This window comes from Actinomycetospora callitridis (assembly GCF_028737265.1).
Lineage (GTDB): Bacteria > Actinomycetota > Actinomycetes > Mycobacteriales > Pseudonocardiaceae > Actinomycetospora > Actinomycetospora callitridis.
Genome location: NZ_JAQZAK010000003.1, coordinates 435,961 through 452,084 on the forward strand (window position 1 = coordinate 435,961; position 16,124 = coordinate 452,084).

The window sequence follows — 16,124 nt, forward strand, 5'->3', positions numbered from 1 at the left end:
AAGCTCCTCAAGCTGGTGCCGATGGCGTGGAGGACACCACCGTCGAACTGTTCCAGCGACCCCGGACCCGTGGCGGGCACCTGCGGATCCGACGACGTGCTAGTCCGGGATGGGCGCGCCGGCGGTGTATCCCCCGTCGACGGCCAGCTCGGCCCCGGTGATCAGGGACGCCTCGTCGGAGAGCAGGAACAGCGCGGCGTGGGCGACCTCGTCGGCCCGTCCGATGCGCTCGGTGCGCGCCTGCGCCATCAGACGAACGAGCTCCGCCAGGTCCGCCTCGCGCCCGACGAAGCTGTTCGAATCCGCCGGTGGGCCGCGCGGCGGTGTCGGAGAGGGCGGTACCGGAGTCAGGAGCGCGCGGGACCGGCGCAGGATCTCGCCCTCGAGGCGTTGCAAGGCCGGGGACGGGTCGAGGCCGTACTCCTCGGCGAGCATCGATCGCAGCCGGCGGAAGGCCTGGAGCGCCTCGACCGCACGCCCGTCCCGGTACCGGGCCAGCATGAGCTGCCCATAGGGCCGTTCGCGCAGCGGATGGCGTGCCACCGTCTGCTCGAGGTCCGGCAGGACCTCGGCGTGCCGACCCAGCGCGAGCAGGACGTCGACACGGTCGTCGAGCGCGCCGAGCCGGATCTCCTCGAGCCGGGCGGCCTCCGTACGCGCGGGTTCGTGCTCGGCCACCTCGGCGTAGGCCGGGCCTCTCCACAGCGCGAGCGCCCCGTCCAGGCCGACCAGCGCGGCGGCGGGGTCTGTCGCGATCAGGGGACGGGCCTCGTGGACCCGCTGCTCGAAGATCGCTGCGTCCACCTGCCGGGCGTCGACGTCGAGCGCGTAACCCGCAGCGTCGGTCCGCAGACAGCCCACGGCGCCCTGCGTCGCGAGGAGTCCGCGGAGGCGCGAGACGTGCGCGTGCAGAGTGCTCCGCGCCGCCGCCGGCGGCGAGTCCTGCCACAAGGCACGGATCAGCGCGTCGGTCGAGACGCGCCGCCCCGCGTGGACGACCAGGACGGCGAGAAGAGTGAGCTGACGAGCGCTACGCAGCTCGACCTCCCGGCCGTCGATGACGACGGCGATCGGTCCGAGCACACGGACGTCCTCAACCATCGGATGCTAGACCCGGGAGCCGTCCGGGTCCTCCCGCTGAGCATCCACGGTCGTCGTCCGGTGGACGCCGACGACTCCTCGGCGCCCGCCCGATCGGCGAAGACGCTTGTGCCCTCGCGCGCGTTCGCCCGGGGTGTCGCTGTGGGGGTGTAACAGCTTGCGGCGGCGGTGTCGCTGTGTAGGCGTGACCGCACAGTGGCAGGAGCAGGGGCGATGACCCGAGCGTCGCCCGCCGGACGGACCGGCGAGCGAGACGGTCGCCCGCAAGGAAAACCGGTCGAGGGCTCGGAGATCACGAAATGTGTCGATGCGACGACGCGCGCCCAGCTCGGAGCGTTCTTCGACCGGTTCGCCGCTGCGTTCGTCGGCGGTGACCTCCCGGCCCTCGCCGGCTGCTACGTCACTCCGGTGGTGTTCGTGACGGAGTGGGATTCGACGACCCTCGATTCCGCCCATGCGATCGCCGAGGGGTTCCGCCACGTGGTCTCCGAGCACCGGAGCCGCGGGTTGGTGTCGCTGTCCCATCGGATCGAGACGGTCTCCAAGCCGGCTCCCCGACTGGTCGAGGTCGGGATTCGGTGGACCTTCAACGACTCGGCCGGGCACGCGATGCTCCACGACCGCTACCGCTATCTGTTGAGGCTCGTCGACGACGAGGGTCTGCGCATCAACGTGGTCGTGGTGCTCGGCGGCGCGGCGGTGCCCACCCCGTGAGCGGCGAGACGCCGATCTACGACGCCACCTGCCGGGCCGTGGGACCGCCCCCCGCCGCGGGCCGCACGAGCGCGGAGGCGAGCGCAGAGGTCAGCCACGCGCGCATCGAGGCCGATGACGCCCGCCCGGGGACGGTGGCTCGGTCGAGCCCCGCGGCGCAGTCCGGCGACCCGTCCTTGCCCTCCCCCGACGACGACCCCAGGACCGCCGATCTCTCGATCCCCGAGGGCGACCTGTCGGGAACGCAGGCAGACAACCCATAGCCTCCCGACCCCGTGCAGCAGAGCACCACGTCCGACCTGCTCGGAGAACCGCCCCGTAGCCTCCGAGAACCCGCGGAGGGTCCGCCCGTCGCACGGAGAAGCCCTCGATGGTCATCGACAGGACCCCGACGTCCGCGCCGGGTGGTGTAACGGCACGGCGTGCGGTGTCGCTGGCTCTACATCGGGGTTCGCGTGACTCATCCGGGGTCCGCGCGGCTCGTCGGGGGCCGCGCGGGCGGGACAGGCCGGAAGGGGTGTGCTGTCGTGGACGGTCAGCACACGCGCGTCGCGGGGGTGGTGCAGGTCAGGCAGGGGCACCGGCACCCGGAGGGACCTCCCCGGATGGGCTCGGGCGCGACGCGTCCGGGCCTGTTGCGGGGCTCCGGACCCGCCCGGCGTCGACGTGGTGGGGAGCGGCGCCGGGCGGGCGGGGCCGGTGCAGAGTCGTGACCGGACCAGCCCGCATGCCTCCCGTTCTGCGAGCCGATGGCATCGACTCCGTCGAGCCAGGGCCCGGATCGAGTGGCGTGGAACCCGGAGATCTCGAGGAAGCCCTGCGCAAGGCCATGGGCGGCGACGCGGCGGGGTTCGTGGTCCTCTACCGCGAGCTCCAGCCGCGGCTGTTCCGCTACGCGTGGGCCCTGGTCGGGCAGGACGCAGACGACGTCACCGGCGAGGCGTGGCTGCAGATCGCCCGCGACCTGCCGTCGTTCTTCGGTGACCTCGACGGGTTCCGCGGATGGACGGCGAGCATCACCCGCCACCGAGCACTGGACCTGATCAAGGCGCGCAACCGGCGACAGGCCGAGCCCCGAGGGCTGCAGGTCCTCCCGGAGCTCGCGGACCTGACGGCCGCGGGCGACACCGCCGAGGCCGCGATCGCCGCTCTGTCCACCGCACAGGCGGTCGAGATCATCGCCTCCTTGCCACGCGACCAGGCGGAGGCCGTGCTGCTGCGAGCGGTCGTCGGGCTCAGCGCCGAGGCCACCGGCGTCGTGCTGAACAAGCGAGCCGGCGCCGTGCGTGTGGCAGCCCACCGGGGTCTGAAGACCCTCGCCCGGCAGATCGACCGGGGATCAGGCGGGTCGGAGGACCACCCATGACCGCCGAGGGACGCCGCAGGCCCCGACGCGGGCTGCGTCCGTCACGAGCAGAGTCGGAGGAGCTGCTCGACGGAACGGGCAGTGGACCGCTCCACGAGCTCCTCGTGGCCGCATCCGGACCTGCCCATCGCGAGGAGATCGCCGGGGAAGCGCGCGCCACCGGCGCGTTCGTCGCCGCCCACCGCAACGTCGCGCCCGAGGCCACCCTCGCCGACGACCTGCTGGGGCGCGGGGCGACCAGCCACCGGAGAACGGGTTGGTGGCGTACTCCGACCGGGCTGGTTGCCGCTCTCGTGCTCGCCCTCGCGTCCGCGGGCGTCGCCGTCGGGACGGCGGCGACGATGCTGCGCGACGCTCCCCCCGCTGCATCGCCGCCCTCGTCGGCCCCCGCCCCCGCCCCGGCGCCGGGTGGAGCGGGGACGCCCGGTCCGCACCCGCTCTCCGAGCCCGTCCGGATCGCGACCTGCCGGGCCTGGCAGGCAGCGGGCGCGAGCACCACCACGAACCGCACGTCCGACGCCGCCTTCACCCCGCTGATCTCGGCCGCCGGCGGTGCCGACCACGTCGACGCCTACTGCGCGGCGACGGCAGCACCGGACGCGGCCCCGTCGCGACCCACATCGCGGGAGGACCCACCGGCCCCCGCGACGCGCACACCGGCCGACACCACTCGTGACGAGGGCGCACCTCGCCCGGACGACCCCGAACCGGCCGGAGCCCAGGACGGCAACAGCAACAGCAACGGCAACGGCAACAGCAACAGCAACGGCAACGGCAACGGCAACGGCAACGGCAACAGCAACGGCAACGGCAACGCCGACAGCAACGAAGGACGCGGTGCCGGCCCCCCGGCCACGCCCCCGGGACGAGCCGCGGACCGGAACGGCCCGGCCGAGGGGCGAGCCGTCGGACCGCCGGAGATCCCACCAGGTCAGAACCGCGGGCAGCAGAGCGACGGCTCGACCTCGCCCGGTCAGGGGTAGCTCAGCCGTAGCTCGCCTCGCGCCACTCGCCGGCGTGGTGGTCCGACGGGCGGTGTCAGTTCGGGCAGCCCTGTCCGCGGGCGGCGGCCTGGTCGTCGAGGTGGAACATCGGGCCGGTGTCGGTGGACTCGTCGTAGTAGCGGTGGAACACCGGGGTGAGCCCACCCGAGATCGGCGGCACGATCCAGCTCCAGTCCACCGGGCAGTGGCGCCCCGCGGCCTCCTCCTTCTCCACGAAACGCAGAAAACGCCGCGACTCGCCGTGGTGATCGGCCAGGGACACCCCGGCCTCGTCGAAGGAGTGCTGCACCGCGGCGGTCAGCTCGATCGCCGCCCGGTCACGCCACAGGGTGCGGTCGCTGGAGGTGTCCAGACCCATCGCCTCGGCCACCTCGGCGAGCATGTCGTAGCGGTCGCTGTCGGCCAGGTTGCGGGCGCTGATCTCGGTGGCCATGTACCAGCCGTTGAACGGCGCCGCCGGATAGGAGATCCCGCCGATGTCCAGGCGCATGTTGCTGATCACCGGCAGGGCGTGCCAACGCAGCCCCAGCTCGGCGAACCACGGGTGCTCGGCGTGGGCCAGCGCCACCTCCAGCACCGCGTCACGGGGCACCTCGAAGAACTGCGGGCCCCCCGCGGCGTGCTCACCGCCCCCGGACACCACCAGCGGCAGCACGTCGAAGCGCCCCATCGGGCTCGGCGGCAGCCACCCCAGCGAGCGGGCGGTGTCGGTGAACCCCACATAGCGCGGGTCACCCAGCACCCGGCCCCCCGCGCGGTAGCCGGCGTAGCGGATGAGCTGCTCGTTCCACACCCGCGGCCCCGGCCCCGCCGGCCCGTCCGGGGCGAAGATCGTGATCGTCGAACGGATACGGCCCCGCCGGGTCGCCTCGCGCAGGTGCCCCACGCACTCGGCCGCGACCTGGTCGGGCGCGGTGACATGCCGGCGGTCGCGCAGGTGCAGGCTGCGCCAGTACAGCCGCCCGATGCAGCGCGCCGAGTTGCGCCACGCGATCCGCGCGCCGAACTCGAGCTCGGCGTGGGTGTGCACGTAGGTACCGGTGCGGGCGATCTCCTCGCGCACCGCGGCGATCCGCGGCTCGGCAGGACCGGCCATCGGGTTCTCGGTGTGGAACAACCGCACGAACTCCTCGGCCACCCCGGGGTCCACGCCGGGCGCCGGCGCCTCCACGATCGGCAGGGCGCCGGACTCGACCTCGACGACGCTCTCGCCAGGACCCGGTGCGGGTGAGGAACCGACGACCGCCAGCGTCCGGAGGGGCCCGGAGGCGAGGTCTTCAGGATCAGCGTAGACAGCCTCTGCGCTCATACCACCCCATGCGTCTCAACGGCCTCGGCCGACGCTCGCGCCCCTCGCGCCAGCGGGGTTCATCGTGCGTGGCCGATCCCGTGCGGGGGACCTCCAAATGGTGACTCCTACGACGCGGATTCGATGGCTTCCTGTGGTCGAGCAGAATCGTCCGGCCACGGAACAGACCGTCTCCTCATCACCGGGAGCACCTGCTCATCGGGCGTTGCGCTCAATGCTCGGCGGCGAGAGCAAGTGGACCTGCAGACACCCACATCCGGACGCTTTCTCTCTTCGATCGAATCCGTTCCGTAACTTCACCGGGGCGTTTCTCGATGCTCTGAATATCAACTGGTGGTCCGATCGCCGGCCAGGCCGGCCGAGGACCGCTGGCACGGACGGGCGGCCAGAGCCGCCTCCCGAGACGGGGGACCGAGGGTGGACGAGCGGGACGTCGGCGGCGCAGGTGCGGCGAAGCCGGGACGACACGAGTCGCTACGGGACGCACTGGAGCTCTGGGCGGCCAGTCAGGATCGAGCCCCGATCTCGCTCGCCCAGGCCCGCGAGCACGCCCCGGCCTGGTACACCGCCGCGACCCGTCACCTGTGCCCTCGCTAGTCATTCCCCAGAAGGGATCACCGGCCGAGCCTTGCGTGGCGCCCAGATCAGATGGCCGCAAGGAGAGGACGACCTCGGCGCGACCGTCGATCAGCCCGGTAGCCCGTAGACCTGCCGGAAGGTCCGCTTGATCGGCGCCCCGCCACTCAACTGGAAAATGGCGCCGAGGCACCGCCCCAGTAGTGTTCTCGACTGCCGGTCGTAGTCCTGGATGATGCGGCTGCCGTCGCCGTGCGATTCGACGCGGAGCTCGAACGTACCTCCGGGCCTGAAGATCCTTCCGTCGGTGAGCACCCCGCGGACGACCGAGTCGGTCCACTCGTACGTGACGCGCTCCCACACGTCCACTCGGGGGAGCGCGGTGCCCTCGGTGACGTCAGCACCCCTGGAAGACAGCGAATGCACTCTGAACAGGCGGGCCGTGAGATTCGGCCAGATCTCCGGGCGGCGCTCCGAGAAGTCGACCATCGCGCCGATGACCTGCTCGGGGGGATCGCGCACATCGAGTCGGAAGCTGAACCTGGGCACAGAGCACCGCCTCCTGCTCTGCGGCAAGAGAGCCGACGACCGACGGGTCGCGAAGGTTACTCCGCCCGCGGAGCGTGCGTCGCCGTCTTCCTCGGCGGCGCGGGCACTCCTCTCCGGTCGGCACCGGCTTCAGTCCGGCAGGAGCACCGCGACGCTCGCCTCGTCATCGGCCGGGCTCGTGGAGACCGAAGATGAGGTAGGGGTCGCTCGGGTCCCATCGGTTGTCGACCTGCGAGCGACGGCCGATCTCGCGGCATCGCTCGAGGAGTCGGCGACCGAGGTCCAGCTGGGTCGTCTCCCAGGTCTTCAGAGCAGCCGGGACGTCGCCTCCGGCATCGTCGAGCGCGTCGGCGAGGGCCCATGCGTCGGCAGCGGCCTTCGCCGTGCCGGCCGCCGCGTGGGGGCGCACCGCGAACGCCGCATCGCCGAGGATCGCGACCTGCCCGGCGGTCATGGCGGGGACGTCGATGTCGTAGACCGCCTGGACGAAGGGCTCTCGCGCACCGGTGACGACCTCGGCGATCGCCGGCGCGAGCTCCCGGGTCGCGGTGGCCCGGAACTCCTCGATGGCGTCGTCGGCCAACGAACCGGGCGGCACCGACACCTTCCGCGGTTGGCCGTCCCGGCCGGCGAGCAGCCGGTCGAAAGCTTCTCCGGCGTCGACGTTGCGGTACCAGACGTAGTTGGACAGCCGAGTGCCCGGCTGCACCGTGCCGCCCGGACCCGGGATCGGGTACACGAGGATGTGGCTGTCGCGGATCACCTGGTAGGTGATCGCGTCACGGAGCTCGTCGAACGTCTCCGACCGGAGGTCACCCTCGGGCACGGTGCCGCGATAGGCGACGTAGCCGGAATAGTGCGACCGGGCGGCGGGGAAGAGCGTCTCGCGCGTCAGCGAATTGATGCCGTCGGCGGCGACGAGCAGATCGCACCGGTCGTGGCTCCCGTCCGCGAAGGTGATCTCGACGCCCTCGGCGAGCTGCCGGAACGAGGTCATCTCGCGCGCGAGGTGGTAGCGCTCGGGGTCGAACAGGCGCAGCAGCTCGCGATAGATCGCGTTCCACGAGGAGAAGCGGTAGGGATGCTCGGCCTGGTAGCGACGCGACCCGTCGGGCCACAGGTAGCGAATCCACCCGGTGCGGGAGCAGAACGTGTCCGGATCGACGACGGACCGTTCACGGAAGTAGCGGATGGTTGCGTCGAGGACGGCGATGCCGGCCCCCCGGGCGTCGAGCTCGGAGCGTGACCGCTCGTGGATCTGGACGTCGCAGCCCAGGTCGCGCAGCAGGAGGCCCGCGGTCAGCCCTCCGATGGAGCCGCCGACGACGGCCACCCGCGGCATCGGGCCCATCTCTCAGGGACGCCCGAATGTCGCGATCTTGTCCACCGACAGCTCGAAGAGGATGCGGCTCTCGCCGACCGACTCGTCGCGCAGCCCGTACGCGGAGTCCTGGCCCGTGTACTTCCGCCAGATGCGGTCGACGTGGTCCGTGACGCGCGAGCCGTCCTGGGGGTGGTCCTCGGGGATCTCACGGCTCACGGTGGTCTTGATCGACACCCAGTGGTAGGCGTTCTGCGGGTTCATCAGGAGGAACGTCGCGTGCGGTGTCGCGCGCAGCCAGCCCACCTTCTTGCGGTGGTGGGCGAGGTTGAGCAGCACCAGCTCGCCCTCGTAGTCGAACCACACCGGCGTGAGATTCGGCAGGCCGTCGCGGCCCACCACCGCCACCGTCGCCGTGACCGGCTCGTCGAGGAGCTGTCTGTAGATCGGGTCGAGGTCCGCCAACGAGGTGATGGCCCCGCGGTCGCCGACGGTGAACTGTCCGGGTTGGGTCCCTTCGGCGACGTCTCGGATGTTGGCGACGGTGATGCTCACGGTCTGGCCTCCCGGCGGCGTTGCTGGTGGATCATCCCGCGTCGAGCGTAGGTTTCCGTGATCCAGCGCACAACGCTGCCAGACCCCGCCCGCGAACGGAGCGCCACCGGCGACATGCCTGCTCACCGTCATCGACCACCTGCGAGTCGACCGTGAGCTCGCGGGCGATCGCCACCGCCCTCGCCCGCGCCTGGCGCGACGCCGGGACGTCGGTGCTGTTCGGGGTCCCCGGTGGAGGTGCGAACCTCGACGTCGTCGGAGCGGCGGCCGAGGAGGGCATCCGTTTCGTCCTCGCCCACGACGAGACCGCGGCCGGGATCATGGCCTCGACCCACGGGCTGCTCACCGGCACGGCGGGGGCGGCAGTGGTCACCCGGGGCCCAGGAGTCACGGCCGCCGCCACCGGCCTCGCCCAGGCCACGCTCGACCGGGCCCCGCTCGTGCTCGTCAGCGACACCGTCCCGCAGCGGTCCGCTCCCCGCGTGCCGCACCAGCGGCTCGACGAGCAGGCCATGACCCGACCGATCGCGAAGTGGTCGGGGTCGCTGGGGACGGAGGACCCCGCAGGCGTCGCGGCCGCTGCGATCGACCTTGCTCGTCGAGGACCGGCCGGAGGGGTGCACCTGGCCATGGATCCGACCGCCCCGGGCAGCCCGCCGCCACCAACGACCGTCGACCCGGCTGTCGACGAGGGGGCGACGGGCCGAGCAGCCGCGATGATGGCCCGTGCGGAGCGTCCCGTCGTCCTCGTCGGCGTCGCCGCGGCGGACCATCCCGGCCTGGCCGATGCCCTGGTGTCGACGGGCCTGCCCGTCCTGTGCACCTACCAGGCCAAGGGCGCCGTACCGGATTCCCGGTCCGCGGGCCTGTTCACCGGAGGGGTGCTGGAGCGCCCGCTGCTGGACCGGGCCGACCTCGTGCTCGCCGTGGGCGTGGACCCCGTCGAGCTGATCCCCGCCCGGTGGCCACACGGTGCACCGGTCGTGATGCTGCATCCCGAGCCCGTCGACGGGAGCTGGTTCGGCGAGCCACAGATCGTCGTCGGGCCCCTCACCACCACCCTCCCCACCGTGCTCGCCGGCGCGAGCCACCGCTGGGAACCGGACACGGCGGAGAACGCCCGCCACGGAGCGCTCGACACGCTCGAGACCGGAGGTGGCGCGTTCGGGCCCCATGACGTCGTGCGCGAGGTCGCCCGCGCGAGCAGCCGTTCGACCACGCTGACCGTGGACGCCGGCGCGCACATGTTGGTGGCGATGCCGCTGTGGGAAGCGACCGCCCCACGCCAGGTCCTGATCTCCAACGGTCTGGCCACCATGGGGTTCTCCCTGCCCGCCGCGGTGGGCGCGGCGCTCGCCCGCCCCGGCTCCCCGGTGGTGTGCTTCGTCGGCGACGGCGGACTGGGGATGACCCTGGCCGAGCTCGAGACCGTCGTCCGGCTCGATCTCGACCTCACCGTCGTGGTCTTCAACGACGGCGCGCTGAGCCTCATCGAGATCAAGCAGACCGATGGGCAGGGCGACGCGGACGCGGTGCGGTACGGCCCGACCGACTTCGCGGCCATCGCCTCCGGCACGGGGATGCGGGCCGTGGCCGTGGAGGGCCGGCAGGCGCTCCGGGACGAGCTCGACCAGGTCCGGGCGGGTCCACGCCTGATCGACGCCCGCATCAGCCCGGACGGCTACGCGCACGTCCTCGCCGCCACCCGGGGGTGACCCATGTGGCGGTCGGGCGCGCTGATTCGTCCGTGCCCTTCGATCGCTAGCGTCACCCCTCCGTCGCTGTCACCACGGACAACGGCACCGGGAGGGCACCACGTGATATCCCCGTCGCGCTCGGCACGAGGCACGGCGTCGACCGGTGAGCTGGTCAGCCGTGACGGGACCGGTCTCCGCACGTGGACCAACGGCGCCGACGGCGCCCCACTCGTGATCAGCAACGGGCTCGGGGCGCCTCCGGCGGCGTGGCCCCGACTGGCAGAGGGCGGAGGGTTCTCCGCGGTGTCCTGGAGCCACCGGGGCCTCGGTGGCTCCGAGCGCCCCGACGACCCGGCCCGCATCTCCGTCGTGGACCACGCCGCCGACCTCGAGGCGACCATGGACGAGGCGGGCTTCGAGCGCGCGGTGCTGCTCGGGTGGTCCATCGGGGTCGACGTCGCCTTCGAGTTCGCCCGCGCCCACCCCGAACGGGTGGCGGGCATCCTCGGGATCGGCGGGCTGCCCGGCGGGTCGTTCCGGGCGTTCGGCCCGCCGGGTCAGCCCGCCGCCGTACGCGAGGGGCTCGGTCGGAGCGCCGCGTGGCTGCTGCGCCTGATGGGGCCGCCCGCGGCGGCGCTGGCCTACCCGACGGTGAACCTCGCGCGGGCGCTCCGGGTCGACCACGTCGCCCCGCTGCCGGACCTGGCGGCGTCGGCGCGGGTCGCTCGGGAATTCACGACACACCCGTGGACCTGGTACTCCGAGCTCCTCCTGGCCGCCGGGAACCATCCCCCGATCGACACGGGTTTCGTCTCCTTCCCGGTCACACTCGTGGGCGGCACCCTCGACATCGCCGTCTCGGCGGCCGACATCCGCGCCGTCACGACGACGATCCCGCAGGCCCGGTTCGTGCCCCTCGTCGGCACGCATTTCCTGCCCCTCGAACAGCCTGACCGACTTCACCAGGAGCTCATCGCGCTCGCGGAACGGGCCGGACTCCTTCGCACCTAGCCGTGGTCGGGGCCGTCGCAGCGCAGGGTGAGGTCGACGGGCCCTCCGGGTGCCCGCGTCCGGATGAGCCGACCACCGGCGCGGTCCGTTGCCTCCCGGTGGAGGTCGGCCCATAGTGGGGACCCGCGCCCCGGACCCAGGTGCCACCTGCACCGACTCGTCGGGCAGTCCGTTTCGCACCTGGGGGAACGCCTCGTGTCCATCGACGACGCCACACCACAGCCACCCGGTCACCAGCCCACGCCGCCCTCGGCAGAGGCGCTGCACCGTGTGGCGAACGACGTCCACGCCGAGCTGGTCGCCGCCGGTTTCGAGCCCCACACGTTCCTCGGCACCGAAGAGACCGCCGACGACTGGCGGCGTCGAGGCCCCTTGACCGTGATCCGGCGCGATCACGTCGAAGTGTGGTGGAGCATCGGCCCACGACCCCGCACCCAGGCCGGACCCTCCGACGCCGAGCGGCGCATGACACCCGTCCTGCGCGACATCCTGCAGGCCGCCGGCATCGACGCCGACCTCTCGATCCCGACGCGGGAGGGCGACGTCACGGTGTGGATCACTACCCACAACCGCCCGGACGACCCCGTGCTGCCTGCTCGTCCGCGCTCGCACCGAGCCGTCGGCCCGGGCCGGGGCGTCAGCCGGTCGGGGTGAGGAGAGGCGAACGGGCCGGGCCCGTCGCCAGCGCCAGCACCTCACGGTAGAGATCGAGGTAGCCGCGGGCCATCGCCGCCGGGGTGAAGCGACGCCGGGCCGCGGCCCGACAGGCGTCGCGGTCGAGGGACCGGTCGGCGCGGGCGGCGAGCAGATCGGCGAGGGCGTCCTCCTCGTCGCGCGGAACGAGCAGACCGGTGCTGCCCTCGTCGAGGAGCTCGGGCAGGCATCCGCGCGCGTACCCGACGACGGGTGTTCCCAGGGCGAGGGACTCGACGACGCCGGTGCCGCCGGGCTCCTCCCACTGCAGGGGGCAGAGCTGCGCCGCGGCGCCGGCGACGAGCCGGTCGCGGTCGGCGCCGCGCAGGGCACCCGCCCAGCGGACGCGGTCGCCGTCGATCAACGGGCTCACCTCGTCGAGGAACCAGCGGACGTCGGGGTGCTCCCGCGCCCGGGGATCCGTGGCCAGCGCGGCCTCGAGCGCGGCGGCGCTGTGGTGGGGTCCGACGGGGCCGGCGAGGACGACCCGCCGGCCCGTCCGGTGGGCCAGCCGGGCCGCTGCGTCCTGGCCCTTGGCGGGGGTGAGGCGTGCGAGGACGACGAGGTGGTCGGCCGGGGCCACCGGCGGGCCCGGCTCGTCGGCGAGCGGGGTGGCCAGGTGCACGTGCCCGAGTGCGTGCCGGCGCAGCGCCGGCGGCGCCCCCGCGAGCTGGGAGCCGGACACGCCGTTGACGAACACCCGCCCCTGGCCGTCGAAGCGTCCGTAGAGCTCGGGGTGCTTGGCGAGGTCCCAGTGCAGGGTGTGCAGGACCGGCGGGCCGGCGTCGGCGTAGGAGACGAGGCCCCAGGCCTCGAGGTGCGAGTGCACGAGGTCGATGTCGTCGCGGCCCCGCAGCTCCTGTCGCACGCGGTCGACGTGGGCGGCGACGACGCCCATGACCCGGTTGTAGGGCTCCGCGATCGCCGCGAAGCGGGGCTCGGCGAACGTCGTCACCCGCTCGTCGACCTCGATGCGGCTGGTCCCCACCGTCGCGAGCACCACCCGGACCCCGAGGCGCCTCAGTTCCGGGATCAGGGTGGCCAGCACCGCCTCGATCCCTCCGTACCCCTCCGGCGGCACCGGCAGCCACGGTCCCGCGTCGACGAGGACCGTGAGGGGACGCCCGGCCATCAGGCCACCGGCCGGTAGTGGGCGAGGACCTCGCGCAGCGGCGGTCGCTCCTCGACGGCGACGTCGGTCTCGACCACCTCGCGGTCGAGACCGGCCGGTCCCGGCGCCGAGGGACGTCGGAACTGCACGAGCGTCGTCGTCTCGGGACCCTGCGTGAGGATGCCCTGACGGGCCAGCCGGGCGGACGCGGCGAGCTGGATCTGGGCCGACATCCGCCCGAGCGCCTGCAGATCGTGGTGTCGGTGCACACGGACGCCCAGGTCGACCTGGGCCATGGCCTCGAGACCCACGCGGTCGAGGACGTCGACGAGCATGCCCAGCTCGACGCCGTAGCCGGTGACGAACGGGATGGCCTCGAGCAGCTCGCGGCGCGCGGCGAACTCGCCGGCGAGCGGCTGCACGAACCCGGCCAGCTGCGGCCAGGCGAGGTTGAGGAGCGGGCGGGCGACGAGCTCGCTCACCCGGCCGCCGCCGTCGACGTCGACGGTGCCGTCACCGATCAGCGGCCGGTGGTAGAAGCCCTTGACGAAGGCGACGCCGGGATCGTCGAGCAGCGGGCCGAGCAGCCCGGTGACGAAGCCCGGCTCGACGTCACGGAGATCGGCGTCGATCGCGACGACGAGGTCGCCGGTGCTCGCGGCGAGGCCCTTCCACAGCGCCTCGCCCTTGCCGTGCGCGGGGACGAGCTCGGACATCACCGAGTCCTGCCCGACCACGGTCGCGCCGGCGGCCGCAGCGACCTCGGCGGTGGCGTCCTGGGACCGGGAGTCGACGACGAGGACCTCGTCCACGAGACCGGTGCGGTCGACGAGCGCCTCGCGGACGACCGCGACGATGCGGCCGATCGTGGCGGCCTCGTCACGGGCGGGGAGCACGAGGCCGACCCGTCGGCCGGCCTTCTGCTCGACCATCCGCCCGAGTTCCCAGTCCTCGGTGCGACTGGTGCGGCGGGAGAGCCAGCTGCGGACCTCGTGGAGCATGTCGCGTGGTGCCCGATTCGCACGATCGGGTACCAGCGCCCTCGTGATCGATACCGAAGTCAGGGTGGGGATCGTCGGGGCGGGCGGTGTCGCGCGGCGCCATGCCGGAGCACTGGCCTCGATGCCGGACGTGGCGCTGGTCGGCGTCACCGACCCGGACGGCGGACGCGCCGCCGACCTCGCTGCGGCGGTGGGCACGACAGCGGCGGAGGACCTCGACGCGCTGCTGGCGCGGGGTGTCGACGCGGCCTGGGTCTGTGTGCCGCCGTTCGCCCACGGCGAGGTGGAGACACGCCTCGCCGCGGCCGGCGTCGCCCTGTTCGTCGAGAAGCCCCTGGGGCTCGACGTCGCGGCCGCGGAGCAGGTGCACGCCGCCGTCGGCGCGGCCGGGGTCGCGACGTCGGTGGGTCACCACTGGCGGTCGTCGGCCGTGGTGGCCCGCGCCCGCGAGGTGGTCGCGGGCCGCACCATCCGGCTGGTCAACGCGACCTGGCTGGACAAGGTGCCTCCGGTGCCGTGGTGGGCGCAGCGCGGGTCCTCGGGCGGCCAGGTCGTCGAGCAGGCCGTGCACGTCCTCGATCTCGCGCGGCTGCTGGCCGGCGAGGTCACCGCGGTGCACGCCGTCGCGGACGCCGCCCCGCCCGCCCCCGGCACCGATGTCGACTCGGCCACCGCCGGCACGCTGCGCTTCGCCGGTGGGGCCGTCGGGACGCTCGCCGCGACCTGCCGCCTGGCGTGGAAGCACCGCGCGGGCCTCGAGCTCTACGCCGACGACCTCGCGCTGAGCGTCAGCGAGGAGCAGCTGACCGTCCGCGACGGCGACGGGATCCGGACCGTCGAGGTCGACCCCGCGGAGGCCCGCACCGCCGCGGACCGCGCCTTCGTCGACCACCTCCTCGGGCGACCCCCGTCCGGCGGCGGCATCGTCGTCGACTACGGCGAGGCCCTCCGCACCCACCGGCTCGCGTGCGCGCTGGCCGACTCCGTGGCCTCCGGCGCGCCGATCGCACTGGACGGTGCCCGATGACGGCGCAGGTCCTCGTCGTCGACGGTCCCGGTCGCGTGCGTTTCGTGCCCGACGAGCCCTCCGGACCACTGCCGGACAGCGGTTTCGACGTGCGCACACGGTTCTCCGGGCTCTCGGCGGGCACCGACCTCAGCTGGGTCAAGGGCACCAACCCGATGCTGTCGTCCGCCTGGGACGCCGAGCTGGGGCTCTTCGACGACGCCCGCCCCGGCGCCGGCTATCCCGTGCGCAAGGTCGGCTACATGCAGGTCGGCGAGGTCGTGGCCGCCGGCCCGTCGTCCGGGCGCACGGTCGGTGATCTCGTGGCGATGACCTACGGACACCGCACCGCCCACCGCGCCGACCCGGCGAGCGAGCGGGTCGTGCCGCTCCCGCACGGTCTCGACCCGGTCCTCGGTGTCTACGCCGCGCACATGGGTCCGATCTGCGCCAACGGCGTGTTGCACGCGGCGGCCGAGGACGGCGCCGAGGACCTCGACGCCGGTGTCCGCGACCGCACGGTGGCCGTCGTGGGCGCCGGCGTGGTGGGCCTCCTGACCGGACTGTTCGCCGCCGAGCTGGGCGCCGCGTCGGTCACCGTCCTCGACCCGACCCCGGGCCGGCGCGCCGTCGCCGAGGCGCTCGGCCTCGCCACCCGCGACCCCGACGACCCGGGCACCGTCGCCGACCTCAAGCGCGGCTGGCGCCACGGGCCCGGCGACCACGGTGCCGACGTCGTGTTCCAGTGTCGCGGCCGCACGGCGGCGCTGGCGCTGGCGCTGCGGCTGCTGCGCCCGCAGTCCACGGTGATCGACCTGGCGTTCTACGCCGACGGTGCCGACGCGGTCCGGCTCGGCGAGGAGTTCCACCACAACGGCCTCGGCGTGCGGTGCGCGCAGATCGGGCGCGTGCCACGGGCGCTCCGCGGGACGTGGGACCGCGACCGGCTCTCCGCCGTCACGCTGGACCTGCTCGCGGCCCGCGGCGCGGACATCGTCGACCACGTCGTCACCGACCGCGTCCCGCTCGCGGAGGCCCCCGAACACCTCGCGGCCCTCGCCGACGGGCGCCGCCACGCCGGGCTCCAGACCGTCTACACGGCCTGAGCAC

The 16,124-nt window shown here is 73.4% G+C and carries 15 protein-coding genes; 8 read left to right on the forward strand and 7 right to left on the reverse strand.

Features of this window, described 5'->3' with window-relative positions:
- Window positions 1-99: 99 nt before the first annotated feature.
- Window positions 100-1,083 carry an AfsR/SARP family transcriptional regulator gene (locus PH191_RS13475; RefSeq protein ID WP_274195105.1) on the reverse strand — a complete coding sequence of 328 codons (984 nt, stop codon included), beginning with the start codon at window positions 1,081-1,083 and terminating at the stop codon, window positions 100-102.
- Between the two features lie 231 nt (window positions 1,084-1,314).
- Between PH191_RS13475 and PH191_RS13480 the strand changes: the two genes are divergently transcribed.
- The 3 genes from PH191_RS13480 (at window position 1,315) to PH191_RS13490 (ending at window position 4,164) form a co-directional block, all read left to right on the forward strand.
- A complete protein-coding gene (locus tag PH191_RS13480) occupies window positions 1,315-1,815 on the forward strand; it encodes a hypothetical protein (RefSeq protein ID WP_274195106.1) in 501 nt (166 codons plus the stop codon).
- A gap of 790 nt (window positions 1,816-2,605) precedes the next feature.
- Window positions 2,606-3,181 carry an RNA polymerase sigma factor gene (locus tag PH191_RS13485; protein WP_274195107.1) on the forward strand — a complete coding sequence of 192 codons (576 nt, stop codon included), beginning with the start codon at window positions 2,606-2,608 and terminating at the stop codon, window positions 3,179-3,181.
- Window positions 3,178-4,164, forward strand: coding sequence for a hypothetical protein (locus PH191_RS13490; RefSeq protein WP_274195108.1), 987 nt, complete (start codon window positions 3,178-3,180; stop codon window positions 4,162-4,164). The genes PH191_RS13485 and PH191_RS13490 overlap by 4 nt, the downstream gene beginning before the upstream one ends.
- Window positions 4,165-4,219: 55 nt before the next feature.
- Here the strand turns inward: PH191_RS13490 and PH191_RS13495 are convergent, their stop codons facing one another.
- From PH191_RS13495 to PH191_RS13510, 4 genes are all read right to left on the reverse strand, one after another.
- Complete coding sequence (locus PH191_RS13495; protein WP_274195109.1) at window positions 4,220-5,494, reverse strand: nitric oxide synthase oxygenase; 1,275 nt, start codon at window positions 5,492-5,494, stop codon at window positions 4,220-4,222.
- A gap of 687 nt (window positions 5,495-6,181) precedes the next feature.
- Complete coding sequence (locus PH191_RS13500; protein ID WP_274195110.1) at window positions 6,182-6,619, reverse strand: hypothetical protein; 438 nt, start codon at window positions 6,617-6,619, stop codon at window positions 6,182-6,184.
- A gap of 163 nt (window positions 6,620-6,782) precedes the next feature.
- Entirely contained in the window at window positions 6,783-7,961 is a 1,179-nt protein-coding gene (locus PH191_RS13505; RefSeq protein ID WP_274195111.1) for an FAD binding domain-containing protein, read from the reverse strand.
- A 12-nt stretch (window positions 7,962-7,973) separates the two neighbouring features.
- The gene (locus PH191_RS13510; RefSeq protein WP_274195112.1) at window positions 7,974-8,495 is read right to left on the reverse strand and encodes a pyridoxamine 5'-phosphate oxidase family protein; all 522 of its coding nucleotides are present in this window, start codon (window positions 8,493-8,495) and stop codon (window positions 7,974-7,976) included.
- Window positions 8,496-8,647: 152 nt separating this feature from the next.
- Between PH191_RS13510 and PH191_RS13515 the strand changes: the two genes are divergently transcribed.
- The 3 genes from PH191_RS13515 to PH191_RS13525 all read left to right on the forward strand — a co-directional run bounded on the left by PH191_RS13515 (window position 8,648) and on the right by PH191_RS13525 (window position 11,857).
- The gene (locus tag PH191_RS13515) at window positions 8,648-10,210 is read left to right on the forward strand and encodes a thiamine pyrophosphate-binding protein (protein ID WP_274195113.1); all 1,563 of its coding nucleotides are present in this window, start codon (window positions 8,648-8,650) and stop codon (window positions 10,208-10,210) included.
- A gap of 3 nt (window positions 10,211-10,213) precedes the next feature.
- Window positions 10,214-11,203, forward strand: coding sequence for an alpha/beta fold hydrolase (locus PH191_RS13520; protein ID WP_274195114.1), 990 nt, complete (start codon window positions 10,214-10,216; stop codon window positions 11,201-11,203).
- A 270-nt stretch (window positions 11,204-11,473) separates the two neighbouring features.
- Window positions 11,474-11,857 (forward strand): hypothetical protein, encoded by a 384-nt coding sequence (locus PH191_RS13525; RefSeq protein ID WP_274195115.1) that lies wholly within the window; start codon window positions 11,474-11,476, stop codon window positions 11,855-11,857.
- On the opposite strand, the gene PH191_RS13530 is transcribed toward PH191_RS13525, so the two are convergent.
- Together PH191_RS13530 and PH191_RS13535 are read right to left on the reverse strand one after the other, a co-directional pair.
- Window positions 11,841-13,028: a glycosyltransferase gene (locus PH191_RS13530; RefSeq protein WP_274195116.1), complete on the reverse strand. Its 1,188-nt coding sequence runs from the start codon at window positions 13,026-13,028 to the stop codon at window positions 11,841-11,843. The two genes, PH191_RS13525 and PH191_RS13530, sit on opposite strands and share 17 nt — an antisense overlap.
- Entirely contained in the window at window positions 13,028-14,008 is a 981-nt protein-coding gene (locus PH191_RS13535; protein WP_274195117.1) for a glucosyl-3-phosphoglycerate synthase, read from the reverse strand. Before PH191_RS13535 ends, PH191_RS13530 begins: the two co-directional genes overlap by 1 nt.
- Window positions 14,009-14,072: 64 nt before the next feature.
- On the opposite strand from PH191_RS13535, the gene PH191_RS13540 reads away from it, so the two are divergent.
- Window positions 14,073-15,035, forward strand: a complete 963-nt coding sequence (locus tag PH191_RS13540) for a Gfo/Idh/MocA family protein (RefSeq protein ID WP_274195118.1) — start codon at window positions 14,073-14,075, stop codon at window positions 15,033-15,035.
- Window positions 15,032-16,120, forward strand: a complete 1,089-nt coding sequence (locus tag PH191_RS13545; RefSeq protein WP_274195119.1) for a zinc-dependent alcohol dehydrogenase — start codon at window positions 15,032-15,034, stop codon at window positions 16,118-16,120. Before PH191_RS13540 ends, PH191_RS13545 begins: the two co-directional genes overlap by 4 nt.
- The last annotated feature ends 4 nt before the right edge of the window (window positions 16,121-16,124 follow it).